At 72.1% G+C, this 15,796-nt stretch carries 16 protein-coding genes; 7 read left to right on the top strand and 9 right to left on the bottom strand.

Translation table 11 applies throughout. The features are described from left to right. Nucleotides 1-142: 142 nt before the first annotated feature. The 3 genes from ACWPQI_RS10455 to ACWPQI_RS10445 form a co-directional block, all read right to left on the bottom strand. Nucleotides 143-1,219: an alkene reductase gene (locus ACWPQI_RS10455; protein ID WP_059174599.1), complete on the bottom strand. Its 1,077-nt coding sequence runs from the start codon at nucleotides 1,217-1,219 to the stop codon at nucleotides 143-145. A gap of 77 nt (nucleotides 1,220-1,296) precedes the next feature. After that, nucleotides 1,297-2,844: a glycerol-3-phosphate dehydrogenase/oxidase gene (locus ACWPQI_RS10450; protein WP_010592655.1), complete on the bottom strand. Its 1,548-nt coding sequence runs from the start codon at nucleotides 2,842-2,844 to the stop codon at nucleotides 1,297-1,299. Then, complete coding sequence (locus ACWPQI_RS10445; protein ID WP_048772784.1) at nucleotides 2,841-3,458, bottom strand: TetR/AcrR family transcriptional regulator; 618 nt, start codon at nucleotides 3,456-3,458, stop codon at nucleotides 2,841-2,843. The genes ACWPQI_RS10450 and ACWPQI_RS10445 overlap by 4 nt, the downstream gene beginning before the upstream one ends. A 20-nt stretch (nucleotides 3,459-3,478) precedes the next feature. Between ACWPQI_RS10445 and ACWPQI_RS10440 the strand changes: the two genes are divergently transcribed. Both ACWPQI_RS10440 and ACWPQI_RS10435 read left to right on the top strand, forming a co-directional pair. Further along, entirely contained in the window at nucleotides 3,479-5,101 is a 1,623-nt protein-coding gene (locus ACWPQI_RS10440) for an FAD-binding oxidoreductase (RefSeq protein ID WP_124259253.1), read from the top strand. Then, nucleotides 5,098-6,003: a diacylglycerol kinase gene (locus ACWPQI_RS10435; RefSeq protein WP_124259252.1), complete on the top strand. Its 906-nt coding sequence runs from the start codon at nucleotides 5,098-5,100 to the stop codon at nucleotides 6,001-6,003. Before ACWPQI_RS10440 ends, ACWPQI_RS10435 begins: the two co-directional genes overlap by 4 nt. Here ACWPQI_RS10435 and ACWPQI_RS10430 read toward each other — a convergent pair. After that, nucleotides 5,985-6,698 carry a PIG-L deacetylase family protein gene (locus ACWPQI_RS10430; protein WP_010592659.1) on the bottom strand — a complete coding sequence of 238 codons (714 nt, stop codon included), beginning with the start codon at nucleotides 6,696-6,698 and terminating at the stop codon, nucleotides 5,985-5,987. The genes ACWPQI_RS10435 and ACWPQI_RS10430 overlap by 19 nt on opposite strands. A gap of 57 nt (nucleotides 6,699-6,755) precedes the next feature. On the opposite strand from ACWPQI_RS10430, the gene ACWPQI_RS10425 reads away from it, so the two are divergent. Both ACWPQI_RS10425 and ACWPQI_RS10420 read left to right on the top strand, forming a co-directional pair. After that, nucleotides 6,756-8,087, top strand: a complete 1,332-nt coding sequence (locus tag ACWPQI_RS10425) for an alpha/beta hydrolase (protein ID WP_017680680.1) — start codon at nucleotides 6,756-6,758, stop codon at nucleotides 8,085-8,087. Then, nucleotides 8,084-10,570, top strand: coding sequence for a bifunctional lysylphosphatidylglycerol flippase/synthetase MprF (locus tag ACWPQI_RS10420; protein ID WP_474738848.1), 2,487 nt, complete (start codon nucleotides 8,084-8,086; stop codon nucleotides 10,568-10,570). Before ACWPQI_RS10425 ends, ACWPQI_RS10420 begins: the two co-directional genes overlap by 4 nt. 12 nt (nucleotides 10,571-10,582) lie before the next feature. On the opposite strand, the gene ACWPQI_RS10415 is transcribed toward ACWPQI_RS10420, so the two are convergent. Beyond that, nucleotides 10,583-10,756: a hypothetical protein gene (locus tag ACWPQI_RS10415; RefSeq protein ID WP_003935645.1), complete on the bottom strand. Its 174-nt coding sequence runs from the start codon at nucleotides 10,754-10,756 to the stop codon at nucleotides 10,583-10,585. 216 nt (nucleotides 10,757-10,972) lie between these two features. Between ACWPQI_RS10415 and ACWPQI_RS10410 the strand changes: the two genes are divergently transcribed. The 3 genes from ACWPQI_RS10410 to ACWPQI_RS10400 are packed head-to-tail and all read left to right on the top strand — an operon-like array spanning nucleotide 10,973 to nucleotide 12,874. Beyond that, entirely contained in the window at nucleotides 10,973-11,569 is a 597-nt protein-coding gene (locus tag ACWPQI_RS10410; protein WP_017680682.1) for a biotin transporter BioY, read from the top strand. A 22-nt stretch (nucleotides 11,570-11,591) separates the two neighbouring features. Further along, a complete protein-coding gene (locus ACWPQI_RS10405; RefSeq protein ID WP_010592663.1) occupies nucleotides 11,592-12,272 on the top strand; it encodes an energy-coupling factor ABC transporter ATP-binding protein in 681 nt (226 codons plus the stop codon). After that, nucleotides 12,269-12,874 (top strand): energy-coupling factor transporter transmembrane component T family protein, encoded by a 606-nt coding sequence (locus ACWPQI_RS10400; RefSeq protein WP_010592664.1) that lies wholly within the window; start codon nucleotides 12,269-12,271, stop codon nucleotides 12,872-12,874. The genes ACWPQI_RS10405 and ACWPQI_RS10400 overlap by 4 nt, the downstream gene beginning before the upstream one ends. Before the next feature lie 14 nt (nucleotides 12,875-12,888). On the opposite strand, the gene pspM is transcribed toward ACWPQI_RS10400, so the two are convergent. The 4 genes from pspM to ACWPQI_RS10380 all read right to left on the bottom strand — a co-directional run bounded on the left by pspM (nucleotide 12,889) and on the right by ACWPQI_RS10380 (nucleotide 15,791). Beyond that, on the bottom strand, nucleotides 12,889-13,698 hold the full coding sequence (gene pspM, locus ACWPQI_RS10395) for a phage shock envelope stress response protein PspM (RefSeq protein WP_010592665.1): 810 nt from the start codon (nucleotides 13,696-13,698) through the stop codon (nucleotides 12,889-12,891). A gap of 40 nt (nucleotides 13,699-13,738) precedes the next feature. After that, entirely contained in the window at nucleotides 13,739-14,554 is an 816-nt protein-coding gene (locus ACWPQI_RS10390; RefSeq protein ID WP_003935651.1) for a PspA/IM30 family protein, read from the bottom strand. 194 nt (nucleotides 14,555-14,748) lie between these two features. Then, entirely contained in the window at nucleotides 14,749-15,144 is a 396-nt protein-coding gene (locus ACWPQI_RS10385) for a helix-turn-helix domain-containing protein (protein WP_010592666.1), read from the bottom strand. A gap of 146 nt (nucleotides 15,145-15,290) precedes the next feature. Next, the gene (locus tag ACWPQI_RS10380; RefSeq protein ID WP_026137742.1) at nucleotides 15,291-15,791 is read right to left on the bottom strand and encodes a CinA family protein; all 501 of its coding nucleotides are present in this window, start codon (nucleotides 15,789-15,791) and stop codon (nucleotides 15,291-15,293) included. Nucleotides 15,792-15,796 lie beyond the last annotated feature (5 nt).

The raw sequence follows: 15,796 nt of genomic DNA, 5'->3' as shown, positions 1-15,796 counted from the left end.
ACCCGATGTCGCCCGAGGCGCGGCAGCGTCGCCCGCACCCGGCGTCGGTGGCCCGGTCGGCGGCAGGTGATCACGAGGGCACGAGGCACGCAGCCACCTGGCCGGTTCTGCCCGGCTGCCGGAGCCGGGCAGAACCGTGGGGTCAGCCCGCGTGCAGGAAGGGGTAGTCGGTGTAGCCCTCGGCGCCCGACGAGTAGAACAGCGCCGATTGCGGCTGGTTCTCCGGGTGCTCCCCCGCCCACCGCTCGACCAGGTCCGGGTTGGCGAGGACCGCCCGGCCCACGGCCACGGCATCGGCGTGGGCGGCCTCGATCAGCTCCACCGCTTCGTCCCGGGTGGTCGGCGAGCCGAAGCCGCTGTTGCCGATCAACTTGCCGCCGAACCGCCGGCGCAGCTCCTGCACCAGTTCGCCGGCCGGTTCCTTGTGCAGCACGGAAAGGTATGCCAGGCCCAGTGGACGCAGTCGATCGAGGAGGGCGCCGTAGGTGGCGAGGACGTCGTCGCGGTCGGTCTCGTAGGCGTCCTGGATGTTGTGCTCGGGCGAGATCCGCAGTCCGACCCGGCCGGGGCCGATGGCCGACGCCACCGCCGTGACCACTTCGACGACGAAGCGGGCCCGGTTCTCCGGAGAGCCGCCGTACTCGTCCGTACGCTGATTGGCGGCCGGTGAAAGGAACTCGTGCAGCAGGTAGCCGTTGGCGCCGTGGATTTCCACCCCGTCCAGCCCGGCCTCGATCGCCCGCCGCGCCGCGGCGACGAAGTCCTCGACGATCCCGCGCGCTTCGTCGGTGGTCAGCGCGTGCGGTATCGGGTACGGCTGCTTGCCCTTCTCGGTGTGTCCCACGCCGTCGATCGCAATCGCGCTCGGAGCGACGACCCGTCGGCCGCCGTTCACGTCGGGGTGGGTCACGCGTCCGCCGTGCATCACCTGCATCACGATGTGGCCGCCGCGGGCGTGCACCGCGTCGGCCACCCGTCGCCAGCCGGCCACCTGCGCGTCGGTGACGATTCCCGGCTGGCCGACGAAGGCCTGCGACTCGTGGTTGGGGTAGGTGCCTTCGGTGATGATCAGCCCCACGCTCGCCCGCTGCCGGTAGTGCTCGACCACCAGGTCGCCGGGAACACCCGACGGTCCGGACCGCAGCCGGGTCAGCGGGGCCATGACGACCCGATTGGCGAGCTCGAGATCTCCGAGAGTGACGGATGTGAACAGGTCCATGGCAGGGGCAACGGGTGCGGGCACACCTGCGATTCCCGATCGGAGTGCGGCAGGTGTCACACCGGTCGCTGCCGGGGTCAGTCCGGCACGTCAGCCAGCACGTCACCGGCGACGGCGAGCGCCCTGGCCCGGTCACCGGGTACGAGTCCGATCCGGGTGCGGCGGTCGAGGATGTCGTCGACATCCAGGGCGCCCTCGTGGGTGACCGCGAACTCGAGTTCCGCCCGGCTGACGTCGAGTCCGGGGGCGATCGGCTCGAGCGCGTGCGGACCCGCGGCGAGCAGCGCAGCTTCGGTTCCGTAACGCCGCACCAGGTTCGGCGGGGCCGCGACGGTGCGCAGCACGCCGGGCGGGGCTGCGCCGACGAGGGCAAGCCGCGTGGTGCGGCACGGTCCGGCGCGCAGCCCGGCGGCCTCGACCGCCGCGTCGACGGCGTCCTGCGCCATCCGCCGGTAGGTGGTGAGCTTGCCCCCGACGATGCCGATCGGACCGTGCTCGGACCGCACGACGGCGTGCCGGCGTGACAGGTCCGCGGTGGCGTCCCCGATTTCGGTGCCCGGTGCGGACGAGTCGAGCAGCGGCCGCAGTCCCGCGAAGGCCCCGAGGACGTCGTTGCGGGTCAGGGGTGTGGCGAGGGCCGTGTTGGCGGTGTCGAGGAGAAAGTCGATCTCGTTGTCGGTGGCCTGCGGGACGTCCGGCAGCGGGCCGGGCGCCGGCTCGTCGGTCAGACCCAGGTAGATCCGGCCCGACTGGGCGGGCAGCGCGAAGACGAATCGGTTGGTGGCACCGGGAATCGGCACGGTCAGCGCGGCGGTCGGGTTGCCGAGGGCGGTGGCGTCGAGGACGAGGTGCGTGCCGCGGCTGGGCCGTAGCCGGATCGAAGGATCGACCTGTCCGGCCCACACGCCGGCCGCATTGATCACGGCGGCGGCCGCCACCCGGATCTCGGTGCCGGTGAGCGTGTCACGCAGGACGGCGCCGCCGGCGGTGACGGACTGCGCGTCGACGCGGGTGAGGATGCGGGCGCCGTGGGAGGCGGCGGTGCGGGCGAGCGCGACGACGAGCCGGGCGTCGTCGACGAGCTGACCGTCGTACGCGAGCAGGCCCCCGCGCAATCCGTCGCGCCGGACGGCGGGCACCAGGCCGGCGACGCGTCCCGCGCCGATGCGACGCGAGCGCGGCAGCACCGCGGACGGGGTGTGCGCGGAGACGCGCAGGGCGTCGCCGGCCAGGAACCCGGTGCGTACAAGTGCGGCCTCGCCGCGTCCCACCGACGGCAGCAGCGGCACCAGCTGCGGCATCGCCCGCACCAGGTGCGGCGCCGTGTGGGTCATGAGGATGCCCCGCTCGACGGCGCTCTCGCGGGCGATGCCGATGTTCCCGGTGGCGAGGTAGCGCAGTCCGCCGTGGACGAGCTTCGAGCTCCACCGGCTCGTGCCGAAGGCGAGATCGTGACGTTCGACGAGGACGACGCTCAGGCCGCGCGACGCCGCGTCGAGGGCGGCGCCCGTGCCGGTGACACCGCCGCCGACGACGAGCACGTCGACGGTGGGGTCGGCGGCGAGGTCGTCGAGTTCCCGGCGTCTGCGGGCGGCGTCGAGGGCACTGGAGGCAGGTCCGGTCACGGTCGATCCTCTCCGGCAGGTGCGAGGTAGGTGTCCACGGCGTGCGCCAGCTCGGTCAGCAGTGCCTCGCGGTCGACCACCTCGGCGATCATCCCGGCGGACTGCACGACCGACTGGGCGGTGAGCAGTACGAACGCGGCGAGCGCACGGACGTCGCCGCTGCGGACGGTGCCGTCGCGCTGACCGCGGGTGAGCGCACCGGTCAGCACCTCGAGGACCGCGTGCTGGCTGGTGCCGAGCCGGTCCACGATGTACGTCATGAGCAGGTCCGGATCCGATCGGAGGATCTTCTCGAACAGCGGGTGCGCGCCGATCTCGTCGACGGCCGTCACGACGGCCCGTACGATCCGCGGCCGGACGGGTCCCTCGCCGTCGAGATCCGGGAGTACGGCGCGGATCTCCCGGGTGAGCAGGTCCGCGACCAGGGCACGGGTGTCGGGCCAGCGGCGATAGACCGTGGGGCGGCTGACACCGGCGCGGCGTGCCACCTCGGCGAGGGTGGTGCGCCGCAGTCCGAAGTCGAGCAGGCAGGAGCGGGTGGCGTCGAGGATCTGATCCTCGACGGTCGTTGCCGGCGCACCCGACGACCGGAATTCTTCGTTACGGATAGACATTGTATGTAACACTGTAACGCATGACTGTGAGCTTCACACCCCGCCATCCGTCCGCTGCCGCCGAGATGGAGTGGGACGCGTGGGGTACGGCGGATCGCCGGAAGGAACTCGGCGACGGCGTCCGCACCCTGCTGCAGCAGGCCCTCGGCGTGGACACCCACCGGGCCCCGTCCCTGGCCGAGAGCGCGGTGCGACTCCTCCCCTCCCGCCTGGACACGCGGCACCGCCACGGCCTCGGCCGCATCGTCGGCCCCGGGCACGTCGGCGACGACGACGCGGCCCGCCTCCGTCACGCCGGCGGCAAGAGCACCCTCGACCTGCTGCGACGACAGGACCCGGGACCGCAGGATGCTCCCGACGCGGTGGTGCGGCCCGGCAGCCACGACGAGGTACTCGCCGTACTCGACTACTGCGCCGGCGAGGCGATCGCCGTCGTCCCGTTCGGCGGCGGCACCAGCGTCGTCGGCGGCCTGGACCCGGTGCGCGACGGATTCGACGCCGTCGTCGCCGTGGACCTGCAACGGATGAATGCGCTCACCGATCTCGATCCGGTCTCCGGCGTGGCGACGCTGCAGGCCGGCGCCACCGGACCACAGGTCGAGGAACTGCTCGGCGCCCACGGCTTCTCGCTCGGGCACTTCCCGCAGAGCTTCCGCCACGCGACCGTGGGCGGGTTCGCCGTGACCCGGTCCTCCGGCCAGGCATCGGCGGGCTACGGCCGGTTCGACGACATGGTCGAGCATCTCGTCGTCGCGACGCCGAGCGGTACCGTGCGCGCAGGGCGCGCGCCGGCCTCGGCCGCCGGACCGGACCTGCGGCAGTTGTTCCTCGGCTCCGAGGGACTGTTCGGCATCGTCACCGAGGTCGGCGTGCGAATCCACCCGGTCCCCGCCGCGGTCGCCCGTCGCGCCTGGTCGTTCCCCGACTTCGCCACCGGTGCGGACGCCCTGCGCACCCTGGTGCAGACCGGCGCCGTCCCCACCGTGCTGCGTCTGTCGGACGAGTCCGAGACCGCCGTCAATCTCGCGCTGCACGAACACATCGGTTCGACCGCCCCCACCGGCTGCCTGGCCGTGACCACCGTCGAGGGCACCGCGGACCACGTGCGCGCCCGCGCCGCCGAGGTCGATGCCCTGCTCGCAGCCACGGGCGGCACCGACCTCGGCGAAGAACCGGCCCGGACCTGGGAGGACGGCCGGTTCGACGCACCGCACCTGCGCGACGCGCTGCTGCGGGCCGGGGCGCTCGCCGAGACCCTCGAAACCGCCACCACGTGGAGTAATCTGGCGCGGTTGCGGACCGCGGTGATCGACGCGCTCACCGCATCGCTGCAGGATCAGGGCACCCCGCCTCTGGTGCTGTGTCACATCTCGCACACGTACCCCACCGGGGCATCCCTGTACTTCACCGTCGTGTGCGCACAGGCGGACGATCCCCTCGCGCAGTGGTCGGCAGCCAAACGCGCCGCCACGGACGCGATCGTGACGGCCGGCGGCACGGTCACCCACCATCATGCCGTCGGCCGGGACCACCGGCCCTGGATGGCCGAGGAGATCGGCACACTCGGCACCGGCCTGCTGAACGCGGTCAAGGACGCAATCGACCCGCGCGGCATCCTCAACCCTGGGAAGCTGCTGCCGTGATCGAATCCGTCACCGTCCTGACGAATCCGGCCGCGGGTCCGCGTACCGCGCGCGCGACGAGGGCCGCCACGACCCGGTTGCGCGAACGGGGCCTGCACGTCACCGAGATCGCCGGCGACACCCCACAGCACTCGCTCGCACTGGTCCGGCGCACCGTGGCCGCCGGTACCGGGGCACTCGTCGCGGTCGGCGGGGACGGGCTCGTCTGGCTCGCCTGGCAGGCACTCGCGCAGAGCGGCATACCGCTCGGCATCGTCCCGGCCGGGACCGGGAACGATCTGGCCCGCGTCCTGCAGCTGCCGTCGGACCCGGTGGCCGCGGCCGACGTGGTCGCCGACGGGTCGACGCGGACGATCGATCTCGGCCGGGTCCGGGCGGCCGGCCGGCCGGACCACTGGTTCGGCACCGTGCTCGCCAGCGGCTTCGACTCACTGGTCACCGACCGCGCCAACCGGATGCGGCGGCCGCGCGGCCGACTGCGCTACAACGTCGCGATGGTCGCGGAACTGGCGCATCTGCGCTTGCTGCCGTACCGCATCACGCTGGACGACGGCGACCTCGAGGTGGCGGCGACGATGGTGGCCGTGGGCAACGCCTCGACCTACGGGGGCGGCATGCGCATCGCCCCGGCCGCACGTCTCGACGACGGTCTCCTCGACGTCGTGATCGTGACCTCGGCCAACCGGACCCGCCTGCTGCGCCTGTTCCCGACCGTCTACCGCGGCACCCATGTCGAGCTGGACGAGGTGACCGTGCGCCGCACCCGGCGAGTGCGGCTCGAATGTCCCGGCATCTCCGCGTACGCGGACGGCGAGCCGCTCGGCCCGCTGCCCGTCGACGTCGAGGCCGTACCCGGAGCCGGAGTCGTCCTCGTGCCCGGTGCTCAGCCCCCGAACGTGTAGAGCTCGAAACCGGCGGCCCGGTCGAAGCCGGGCAGCGCCGCGGTGGCCGACTCCACCTGCGCCCGGGCCTGGTCGATCACCGGGTCGGCCGCGAGCGCCTCGAGGTAGCGGCGATGCTCGGCGAGGGACGCGACGCCGGCCTCGACCGTGTCGGTGACGTCCACCGCGTGAGTCGGAGACGTCGTGTTCACCGCGACCCACCGCACCCCGGGCCACGGCGGCAGCCCCTGCTCGGCCAGCTCCGGGAAGATCCATTCGTTCGCCGCGTCGGCGACCGCGTCGAGCACGCTCAGTCCCAGGGCCCGATGGTCGGCACTGTTGAGGACACCGGGAAACCACGTGAGCCCGAAGTGGCCGGTCACCACCATCTCGGGACGGTGCCGCCGGATCGCCGCCGCAAGATCGCGACGCAGGTCCGGCCCGGCCACCAGGCGGCCGTCCGGGTGCCCGAGGAACTCCACCACCTCGACTCCGACGACGCGAGCCGACGCCCGCTCCTCCTGCTCACGCAGCGGCCCGCACTCGGCCGGCGGCAGACCCGCGATGCCGGCCTCACCGCTGGTCGCCAGCACGTACCGCACGTCCTTGCCCTGGCGGGTCCACCGCGCCACCGCCGAGGCCGCACCGTACTCGATGTCGTCCGGGTGCGCGGCGATCACGAGCGCACGCTGCCAGTCCTCGGGTACCGGTTCCATTCCTCTACTATCGCCGATCCCGGTGCGCCGGTGGGAGCCTCGCGCATACTGGATGTCGTGTCGTGGTCCGGACTCGTCGAAGCAGCGCTCGACGTGCATCTGACCACGACGGCTGCCGCCGTGGTGTTTGTCGTCCTCGCCGTCGGCGGTTTCACCGCGCTCGTCGCACGCCGTAGCCGCCGATGGCTCGTCGTGTGGGTTCCCGTGGCCGTCGTGTCCACGGTTGTGCTCGTGCTCGCGGCGGCCGTGCTCGTCGAGCAGGTGTGGCGACCGTTTCCGGACCGACTGCCGCGCTCGGTGTACGTGTGGTCCGGCCTGGCCGTCCTGGCAATCGCGCTCGGCGCCGGCCGCTGGGTCGTCCGGCACCGGGACCGGCGACCGCTGGCCGCGGCCGGTCTCGTCGTGGCCGTCGTAGCGGTGGTGGTGGCCGCCGCGGGGCAGGTCAACGCGGTGTACGACGCCTACCCGACGGTGCGTGCGGCTCTGGGTCTGAGCAACTACCGCACGGTGCCGCTCGCCGAGGCCTTGGGCTCGGCGGCGGCGACGATCGACCGGCGACCTCTGTCGGAGAACTGGACACCGCGCGGCGACCTGCCGGAAACCGGGGCGGTGACGACCGCACGGATACCGGGCGCTGTCTCCGGATTCCGTGCGCGGGACGCACGAATCTACCTCCCCCCGGCGTACTTCGCCGACCCGCGACCCGAACTGCCCGTGCTGGTGCTGCTGGCCGGCCAGCCCGGTGGCACCGAAGACTGGCTCGTCGGCGGACGGTTGACGCAGATCATGGATGCCTACGCGGCGGAGCACGACGGCCTCGCACCCGTCGTCGTGCTGGCCGACGGAACCGGCGGGCAGTTCGACAACCCGCTGTGCGTCGACTCGCATCTCGGCAACGTCGCGACGTACCTGACCGTCGATGTGCCGGCCTGGGTGCGCAGGCAACTGCAGGTCGACCCGGATCCGTCCGGATGGGCGATCGGCGGCTTCTCCTACGGCGGGACGTGCGCCCTGCAACTGGCGACCACCCGGCCCGACGTCTACCCGACCTTCCTCGACCTGTCGGGGCAGGCGGAACCCACCATCGGAGACCGGGACCGCACCGTCCGGGAGGTATTCGGCGGCGACGCGGCCGCCTTCGCGCGCAACAACCCGGCCGAGTTGCTGACGCGTAACCGGTACCCCGGGTCGGCGGGTGTCTTCGTCGTCGGTCTCGACGACCGCGAATATCGCTCCGGGCTGGAGCAGCTGACGACAGCGGCCGCGGCCGCCGGAATGGACGTCCACCTGACGGAGCTTCCCGGCGCACACAGCTTCGCGGTGTGGTCCGCCGGATTGGAGAAGGAGTTGCCGTGGCTCAGCCGACGACTCGGCCTCGTCGCTCGATGACGGCGCGTGCCGGTGGGGTGCTGCGCCGGGCTCCGGTGTCCCTGACCCTGCTCGCGGTGTTCTGGGTGGCCGGACTCGTCACTGGTTCGGTGCTGCACGGCCCGTCGCGCGAGTTGGCCCTCCAGATCTCGCTGGGTACCGGCAGCATCGGCGAAGGCCGCGTATGGGTGCTGTGGACCTCCGGGCTGTTCGCCTCCGGTCTCGGCGAGTACATTCTGGCGACTGCGGCGATCCTTGCGGTGGCCGTGCCCGTCGAGAACCGGATCGGTGTCGGCAGGTTCGCGGTGGCCGCCGTGGTCTCGCAGGGCGCAGGTGCCACGCTCGCGCTCGTCGTGGCGCTGCTCGCGTCCTCCGTACCGAACTCGTGGGGATTCGAACTGCACGGTCACCTGATCGAGGACCCACTGCCGTGGATCCTGGGCGCCCTGCTCGCGGCCACCGCGGGGATGGGCACTCTGTGGCGTCGCCGTATTCGCACACTGGTGCTGGTGTTCCTCGTCACGACCGCGCTGTTCGCCGGCCACCTGCAGGACGTCACGCGCCTCTGCGCGGCGCTGACGGGGTTTTTCCTCGGTCCGGTGCTGTTCGGGCGGGCCGCCCGCGGTCCGGCACTCGGCGGCACGGTGCGGGAGCGCCGCACCCTGGTGGCGCTCGTCGTGGCGGCGAGCGTCCTCGGGCCCGTCCTCGCGGCGTTCTCGCCACACGCCATCGGCCCGCTGTCCGCGCTGCGCGAGCTGTTCGACCAGGTCCCCTATACCGCACGGGAGCTGGTCGACGTCTGCGCGGACCCGGCTCTGCGTGACGAGTGCCGCAAGGGGCAGCAGGCGCTGCGCTTGTCGGGCATCGGGCCCCTGGTGATGAACCTCATGCCGTCGGCGGTGCTACTGGTCGGGGCGGAGGGTCTGCGTCGCGGGCGCCGCGCCGCCTGGCTCCTGTCGGTATGGGGACACGTCGCACTGATCGCCGTGGCCGCAGTGAGCGTGATCGTGCAGATCACCGAGCAGGACGAGACCCGCTCACTGCTGTACGGCGCGCGCCGCAGCAGCTCGGTCTCCATGGAACTCGCACCGCTGCTCGCCCTTGTCGCGGTGCTCGTGCTGCTGCTGGCGACCCGGCGGTTGTTCGGCGTGCAGGCACCGCGCGGCACCTATCCCCGCGTGTGGCTGGGCACCGGGGCCGCCGCAGGCGTCGCCCTCGTCACCTATGTGGCGCTGGGAACGCTGCTCTCCGACGACTTCGACCGCGATCCGGGCATCGGCACGCTGCTGCGCGACGCGCCGCGACGGCTCGTGCCGCCTGTGTACCTGCAGTTGTTCGAACCCCCCGTACTGCCGCTGACGTCACCCGCCACACTGCTGTTCGAGTGGGTCGGAGTGCTCGTGTGGGTCACATTCTGCATGCTGATGCTCCGCAGCTTCGTGGTCCCCGCCGTCGGGCACGATCCCCGCGACGAGCTTCGCGTCCGTGCGCTGCTGCACCGCCCCGGGGGTAGTTCCCTGTCCTGGATGACCACGTGGAGCGGCAACCGGTACTGGTTCACCGCCGACGGCCGGCACGCCGTCGCCTACCGGGTGCACTCGGGTGTCGCGCTGACCACCGGTGACCCCGTGGGCAATCCGGCCGACCTCGAGCGGGCGGTCGACGAGTTCGCCACGTACTGTCTCGGCAACGGCTGGACCCCGTGCTTCTACTCGGTCGGGGAGGACACCGCCGCAATCGGCCGGGGTCACGGCTGGAGCTGCCTGCGGGTAGCCGAGGAGACGGTCGTGGCATTACCCGGCCTCGCCTTCAAGGGCAAAAAGTTCCAGGACGTGCGCACCGCCCTCAACCGCGCCGTCAAGGACGGAGTGCAGGCACGGTGGACGACGTTCGCCGAGGCTCCGCTGGCGGTGACGGAACAGATCGTGGCGATCTCCGAGGAGTGGGTCGCCGATAAGGGCCTCCCCGAGATGGGCTTCACCCTCGGCGGCCTCGAAGAACTGCGCGACCCGGAGGTGCGACTGCTCCTGGCGATCGACGCGGACGACCGCGTGCACGCGGTGACGTCGTGGCTGCCGGTCTACCGGGACGGCGCCCTGATCGGTCTGACGCTGGACTTCATGCGCCGCCGCTCGGAGGGATTCCGTCCCGCAATGGAATTTCTCATCGCCTCCGCCGCGATGTCCGCGCAGGAGGAGGGTCTCGAGTTCCTCAGCTTGTCGGGCGCGCCGCTCGCCGGAACCGACCCGGCGGCCGACGCACTCGACCGCGGCGCACTCGACGCGCTGCTCGATCTGCTGGGCCGCACCCTCGAGCCGGTCTACGGATTCCGGTCCCTACTCGCCTTCAAAACGAAGTTCCAGCCGCAGCACCGGCCCATGTACATGGTCTTCCCCGACGCCGCAGCACTGCCCACGATCGGACTCGCCGTCGGGCATGCGTATCTGCCCGACGTGTCGCTCGGGCAGGGACGCCGGCTGGTCGCGCAGTTGCTGCGCCGATGAGCCGGCGTGACCTCACACCCGGGTGATGTGATCGTCCTTGCTGCCGCTCACGGCCTTGTACACCATGTAGCCGCCGAAGATCAGCGCACTCACCACGAGAATTCCGAACAGGTGCTCCGCGAGCGCCCCGATCACCACGAGAGCGATCCACACCAGCGCCACCACACCCACGATCTTCCAGAACATCGTCCACTCCTTGCCTCGTTGCCGTCGAGGTCGATCCTGACACTCCCCGCACCGAAAAACACCAGGTCAACGCAGAGATCAGGGAAAGATGGGTGGTTACCCGGAGACCGGAGCCGCACTGCTGGGGGCCCGGCCCGGAGCGGGGTGGTGACAGGGAGCACGCCGCGGCGACATACCCTCGACAGGTTCGGTCCCCTCGTCAGAAGGCTGAGAATCGTGTCCTCGACCCGCAGCACGCCCGCCCGCGACCTGGCACAGATCGCCGTGTTCGCCGCCCTGATCATCGCCCTGGGCCTGCCCGGACAGATCACCATGGGCTCGTCGGGCGTGCCGATCACGCTGCAGACGCTGGGCGTCATGCTTGCCGGCGCCCTGCTCGGCGTCCGCAGGGGCGTGCTGTCGGTGGCGACGGTGATCGTGCTGGGCCTGGCGCTGCCGGTGCTCGCGGGGGGACGCACCACGCTCACGGCGCTGGCCGGGCCCACGGTCGGCTTCCTGCTCGGCTGGCTGCCCGCCGTGGCGGTGATCGGCTGGCTCTCGGCGCGCATGCTGCCCCGCTACCGGGTGCTGCCGGGCATCGCCGTCAACGTGCTCGGCGGCATCGTCGTGCTCTACGCGTTCGGGATCGCCGGCATGCTCGCGCGCACCGATCTCACGCTGTGGGCGGCCCTGAGCGCGAACGCCACCTTCCTGCCCGGTGACCTGCTCAAGGCCGTCGTGGCGGCGGTCGTCGCCGCGCAGGTGCACCGCGCCTACCCCGCCCTGTCGAGTCCGAGCGCACCGGCGCGCCCGGCCGCCGATCCCGCGCACTGAACGTCGCGCCGGACACGACCGCATGAGCGAGATCCGCTTCCGGCAGGTGGGGCACGCCTACGGGGAGCGCACCGTCCTCGACGGCATCGACGTGACCCTCACCGAACGCCGCGTCGGGATCGTCGGTGCCAACGGCAGCGGCAAGTCCACCCTGGCGCGGATGATCAACGGACTGGTGGTCCCGACCTCCGGCACCGTCACGGTGGACGGCCTCGACACCGCCCGCAAGGCCCGCGAGGTGCGCCGGCGCGTGGGATTCGTGTTCACCGATCCCGATCATCAGATCGTGATGCCCACTGTCGCGGAGGACGTCGCCTTCTCCCTGCGCCGCAGCGGACTCGGCAAGGACGAGCGCGCGGAACGGGTACGGCGGGTGCTCGCCGACTTCGGGCTGGCCGGGCACCACGACCACCCGAGTCACCTGCTCTCCGGTGGGCAGAAGCAACTCCTCGCCCTCGCGGCGATCATGGTCACCGAGCCGCACGTACTGGTGGCGGACGAGCCGACGACGCTGCTGGACCTGCGCAACGCCCGGCTGATCGCCCGGACCTTCGCCGCCCTCGAGCAGCAACTGGTCGTGGTCACCCACCATCTGGATCTACTGGCGGGCTTCGATCGGGTGCTCGTCGTCGACGGCGGCCGCGTCGTCGCCGACGATGCGCCGGGCCCGGCGATCGACTTCTACCGCAAGCTGGTCTCGTGAGCACCCTGGGGCTGTACCACCGCGCGTCGTCGCCGGTGCACCGGGCACCGGCGGGACCGAAGCTGCTCGTCACGGCCGCGCTCATCGTGGCGCTCACGGTGTGGATGCGGCAACCGTGGCAGGTGCCGGCCGCCTCGGCACTCGTGCTCGGGCTCTACCTGCTGGCCCGGATCCCGCCCCGTCCCGCGCTGCGACAGCTTCGGCCGCTGCTGTGGATGCTCGTGGTGATCGCGGCGTTCCAGGTGCTGCTCGCCGGCTGGGAACGGGCGGTGGTGGTGTGCGGCCAGCTGCTGGTCGCGGTGGCCCTGGCCGCGCTGGTCACGCTGACGACCCGGGTGAGCGACATGCTCGACGCGATCGTGACGGGACTTCGTCCGCTCCGCCGGGTCGGCGTCGACCCGGAGCGGGTGGGTCTCGTCCTGGTGATGACCGTCCGGGCGGTCCCGATGCTCGGAGCGATCGTCGCGCAGGTCACCGAGGCGCGGAAAGCCCGCGGCCTCGGCTTCTCGCTGCGGGCCCTGGCGGTGCCCGTCGTGGTGGGGGCGCTGCTGACCGCCGAGGCGATGGGTGAGGCCCTCGTGGCCCGCGGCCTGGACGACTAGTCGCCGGCGCGCCGTCAGTTCCGGTAGCGGCTCTCGATCTGCTGGATCTCCCGCCACGACTGGGCCCAGCCCTCGAGTCGATCCGACGCCGAGATCAGCTCGGCGCGCTGACGGTCGAGCAGATCCATCGAACGGGTCCCGTCCGGGGCCGCCGCGAGCCGGGCCGCGGCGGCGACGAGTTCCTCGAACTGGTCGACGCCCGTGTCGAGCCGCTTCCCGGCGGCCGCGACGGCCGGACCGAGGTGGGCTTGGGCGGCGGCGCTGTCGCGGGCCGCGGCTTCGAGTGCGACCACGTCGACCGCGACTGCTTCGAGGGCGCCGGCGGCGTCTCGGGCGGCCGACGCGATCTCCTCCAGATCGTCGGCGGCGACGGTGCGGGACCGGGCCAGCACCGTCAGCAGCTGGGCGAGACTCTGTTCGTCGCTGGCGAGCCGGGCCATCGGGGACCGCGCGACGGAACCCGACGGCGGCAGGGCCCGGCGGGCGGGCGCCGGCGGCGGCAGCGCCACGGCGTCGAGACGCCGGAAGGTACGGAACGCGAGTGCGGCGGGCACGACGAGCGCGGCCGTCGTGCCGCCGGTGGCGACGACGGTCCAGTCGGGAGCCGACGCTGCCACCAGGGTCGCGGTGCCGACCCCACCCATTCCGGAGGCAGTGCCGAAGATGCGGGCACGGCGACGCGCGCGACGCTTCTTGCGCCGCAGCCGGGCCGCGGGGTCGTTCCAGCGGCGCGCCGCCTCGACCACGTTGCCGGTCATGTCCCGGAGCGCGGCCGCGGCCGGACCGGGAAACTGTCCGGTCCGGCCGCGTGCGGGAATGTTCATGACGATGTCGCGTTTCTGCAGTCGGTGATCGACGCCGGCGCTACTGAGAGCCGGCGCTACCCGCCGCCGAGGGCGGTTCCTTGGTCGGGTTGACCGCGGGGGTCGCGGGCGCCGCGGCGCCGGGCAGCGCCTCGCCCTTCATGGAGGCGCGGATCTGCTCGAGACGGCTGTGGCCGGCCATCTGGACGGTGGCCTGCTGGACCTCGAGCATCCGGCCGTGCACCGAGTTCTGGGCGAGCTCGGCCGACCCGAGCGCGGTGGCGTAGCGACGCTCGATCTTCTCGCGGACCGCGTCCAGGCTCGGCGTGGTGCCCGGCGCGGCGAGCGTCGAGTCCATCGAGCGCAGGGACTCGCTCACGCGCTCCTGCATCTTGGCCTGCTCGAGCTGGCTGAGCAGCTTGGTGCGCTCGGCCACCTTCTGCTGCAGCGCCATCGCGTTCTGCTCGACGGCCTTCTTCGCCTGTGCCGCAGCCTGCAGCGACTGGTCGTGCAGGACCTTCAGATCCTCGACGGACTGCTCGGCGGTGACCAGCTGGGCAGCGAAGGCCTCTGCGGCGTTCGTGTACTGGATGGCCTTCTCGGTGTCGCCGGCCGCGTTGGCCTGGTCGGCCATGAGCACGGCCTGCCGCGCGCTCGCGTTCAGCTTCTCGACCTCGTCCAGCTGCCGGTTGAGCTTCATCTCCAGCTGACGCTGGTTGCCGATGACGGACGCGGCCTGCTGGGACAGCGCCTGGTGCTGACGCTGCGCATCCTCGATCGCCTGCTGAATCTGGACCTTCGGATCGGCCTTCTCATCGATCTTGGAGTTGAACAGTGCCATCAGGTACTTCCAACCCTTGACGAACGGATTAGCCATGGGTGTGATCCTGCCTCCATCTGGTACGCCGCGTCGAACGCGACCCGATGCACGGCCCTCGCGCACCGTTTCCGGACGGTCCCGGGAGCCCCGCATACCCGGCCGTCGTGTGTCCCGAGCCACCCCCCGGTGGTGACCCGGAGTGTGTCGCTTTCGTCCGCGTCCGGCCAGGCCGTCGCGGTCCGACCTCCATGTTATGCGGCAGCCAGCGCGCGTGCCGCCGGCGGCGGGATCACCACCCGCGTGTCCTGCGCCACGAGTGCCGCGTGCTCGGCGGCGAGGGCCTCCGAGTCGCGGGGAGCCGGCTCGGCTCCGACGACCGCCGCTCCCACCGGGGTCCGGCCGCGGGCGGGAACCGCATCGGCGAGCGACTCGCTGACGTCGAAGAGCACGTCGGACAAGGGCACGTCGAGGGCGTCGCAGATCGCGGCGAGCAGTTCGCTCGACGCCTCCTTGCGTCCGCGTTCGATCTCGGAGAGGTAACCGAGGCTGACCCGGGCGCTGCTGGAGACCTCACGCAGGGTGCGGCTCTGCGAAACGCGGGTGCGCCGAAGGCTGTCACCGATTGCCTCACGCAACAACAGCGCCATCCCATCCTCCTTCGTCCGTCGTCGCTCAACCCGTCAACGCACGACGCACGTCGCCGGGTTCCCGGCTCCCCGCCCGGGCACGAAAACCCCTGCCGGGCGCGGCTCCGCACGGGTCCGGTTGCCACCGGTACCGCGGTGTCAAGACACTACATCCCCGCGGCGGCGTGCACGCGGGTGAGTAGGCCCGACACGGCGGCGTGGGTGGCACCGGACCGGATGTCCCACCGGTCTCCGGACACCGACGGACAAGTGACCACCGTGCCTCCCGGTCCGGCGATCCCGAGGTACAGCGTGCCCGGCGGATGCCCGTCCTGCGGATCCGGCCCGGCCACGCCGGTGACGCCCACGCCCCACGTCGCGGCGCAGCGCGCCGCGGCGCCCTCGGCCAGGGCCGCGGCGGTCGACTCGGAGACCGGCCCGTCCGCCGCGAGGCGCCCCGCATCCACCCCCGCCAGGGTGGACTTGAGGTCGGTGGCGTAGACGATCAGCCCGCCGCGCAGCACCACGCTTGCACCGGGTACCCCGGCGATCGTCGCCGCAATCAGCCCGGCCGTGAGAGATTCGGCCGTCGCCACCGTCTGCCGCTGCGCGGCCAGGGCCGCGACCAGCTCCGCGGCCGCGGTACCGGCAACGAGGGGGTCGGGCACCATCC

Source organism: Rhodococcus sp. LMD, assembly GCF_056108245.1.
This window is presented reverse-complemented; position numbering and strand designations above follow the sequence as displayed.

Bases quoted from the DNA above. Each gene is read 5' to 3' on its own strand.
- ACWPQI_RS10430 (WP_010592659.1), bottom strand. From the start codon at position 6,698: ATGGAACCGGTACCCGAGGACTGGCAGCGTGCGCTCGTGATCGCCGCG.
- pspM (WP_010592665.1), bottom strand. From the start codon at position 13,698: ATGAACATTCCCGCACGCGGCCGGACCGGACAGTTTCCCGGTCCGGCC.
- ACWPQI_RS10420 (WP_474738848.1), top strand. From the start codon at position 8,084: ATGACGGCGCGTGCCGGTGGGGTGCTGCGCCGGGCTCCGGTGTCCCTG.
- ACWPQI_RS10440 (WP_124259253.1), top strand. From the start codon at position 3,479: ATGACTGTGAGCTTCACACCCCGCCATCCGTCCGCTGCCGCCGAGATG.
- ACWPQI_RS10390 (WP_003935651.1), bottom strand. From the start codon at position 14,554: ATGGCTAATCCGTTCGTCAAGGGTTGGAAGTACCTGATGGCACTGTTC.
- ACWPQI_RS10405 (WP_010592663.1), top strand. From the start codon at position 11,592: ATGAGCGAGATCCGCTTCCGGCAGGTGGGGCACGCCTACGGGGAGCGC.
- ACWPQI_RS10415 (WP_003935645.1), bottom strand. From the start codon at position 10,756: ATGTTCTGGAAGATCGTGGGTGTGGTGGCGCTGGTGTGGATCGCTCTC.
- ACWPQI_RS10445 (WP_048772784.1), bottom strand. From the start codon at position 3,458: ATGTCTATCCGTAACGAAGAATTCCGGTCGTCGGGTGCGCCGGCAACG.
- ACWPQI_RS10455 (WP_059174599.1), bottom strand. From the start codon at position 1,219: ATGGACCTGTTCACATCCGTCACTCTCGGAGATCTCGAGCTCGCCAAT.
- ACWPQI_RS10385 (WP_010592666.1), bottom strand. From the start codon at position 15,144: ATGGCGCTGTTGTTGCGTGAGGCAATCGGTGACAGCCTTCGGCGCACC.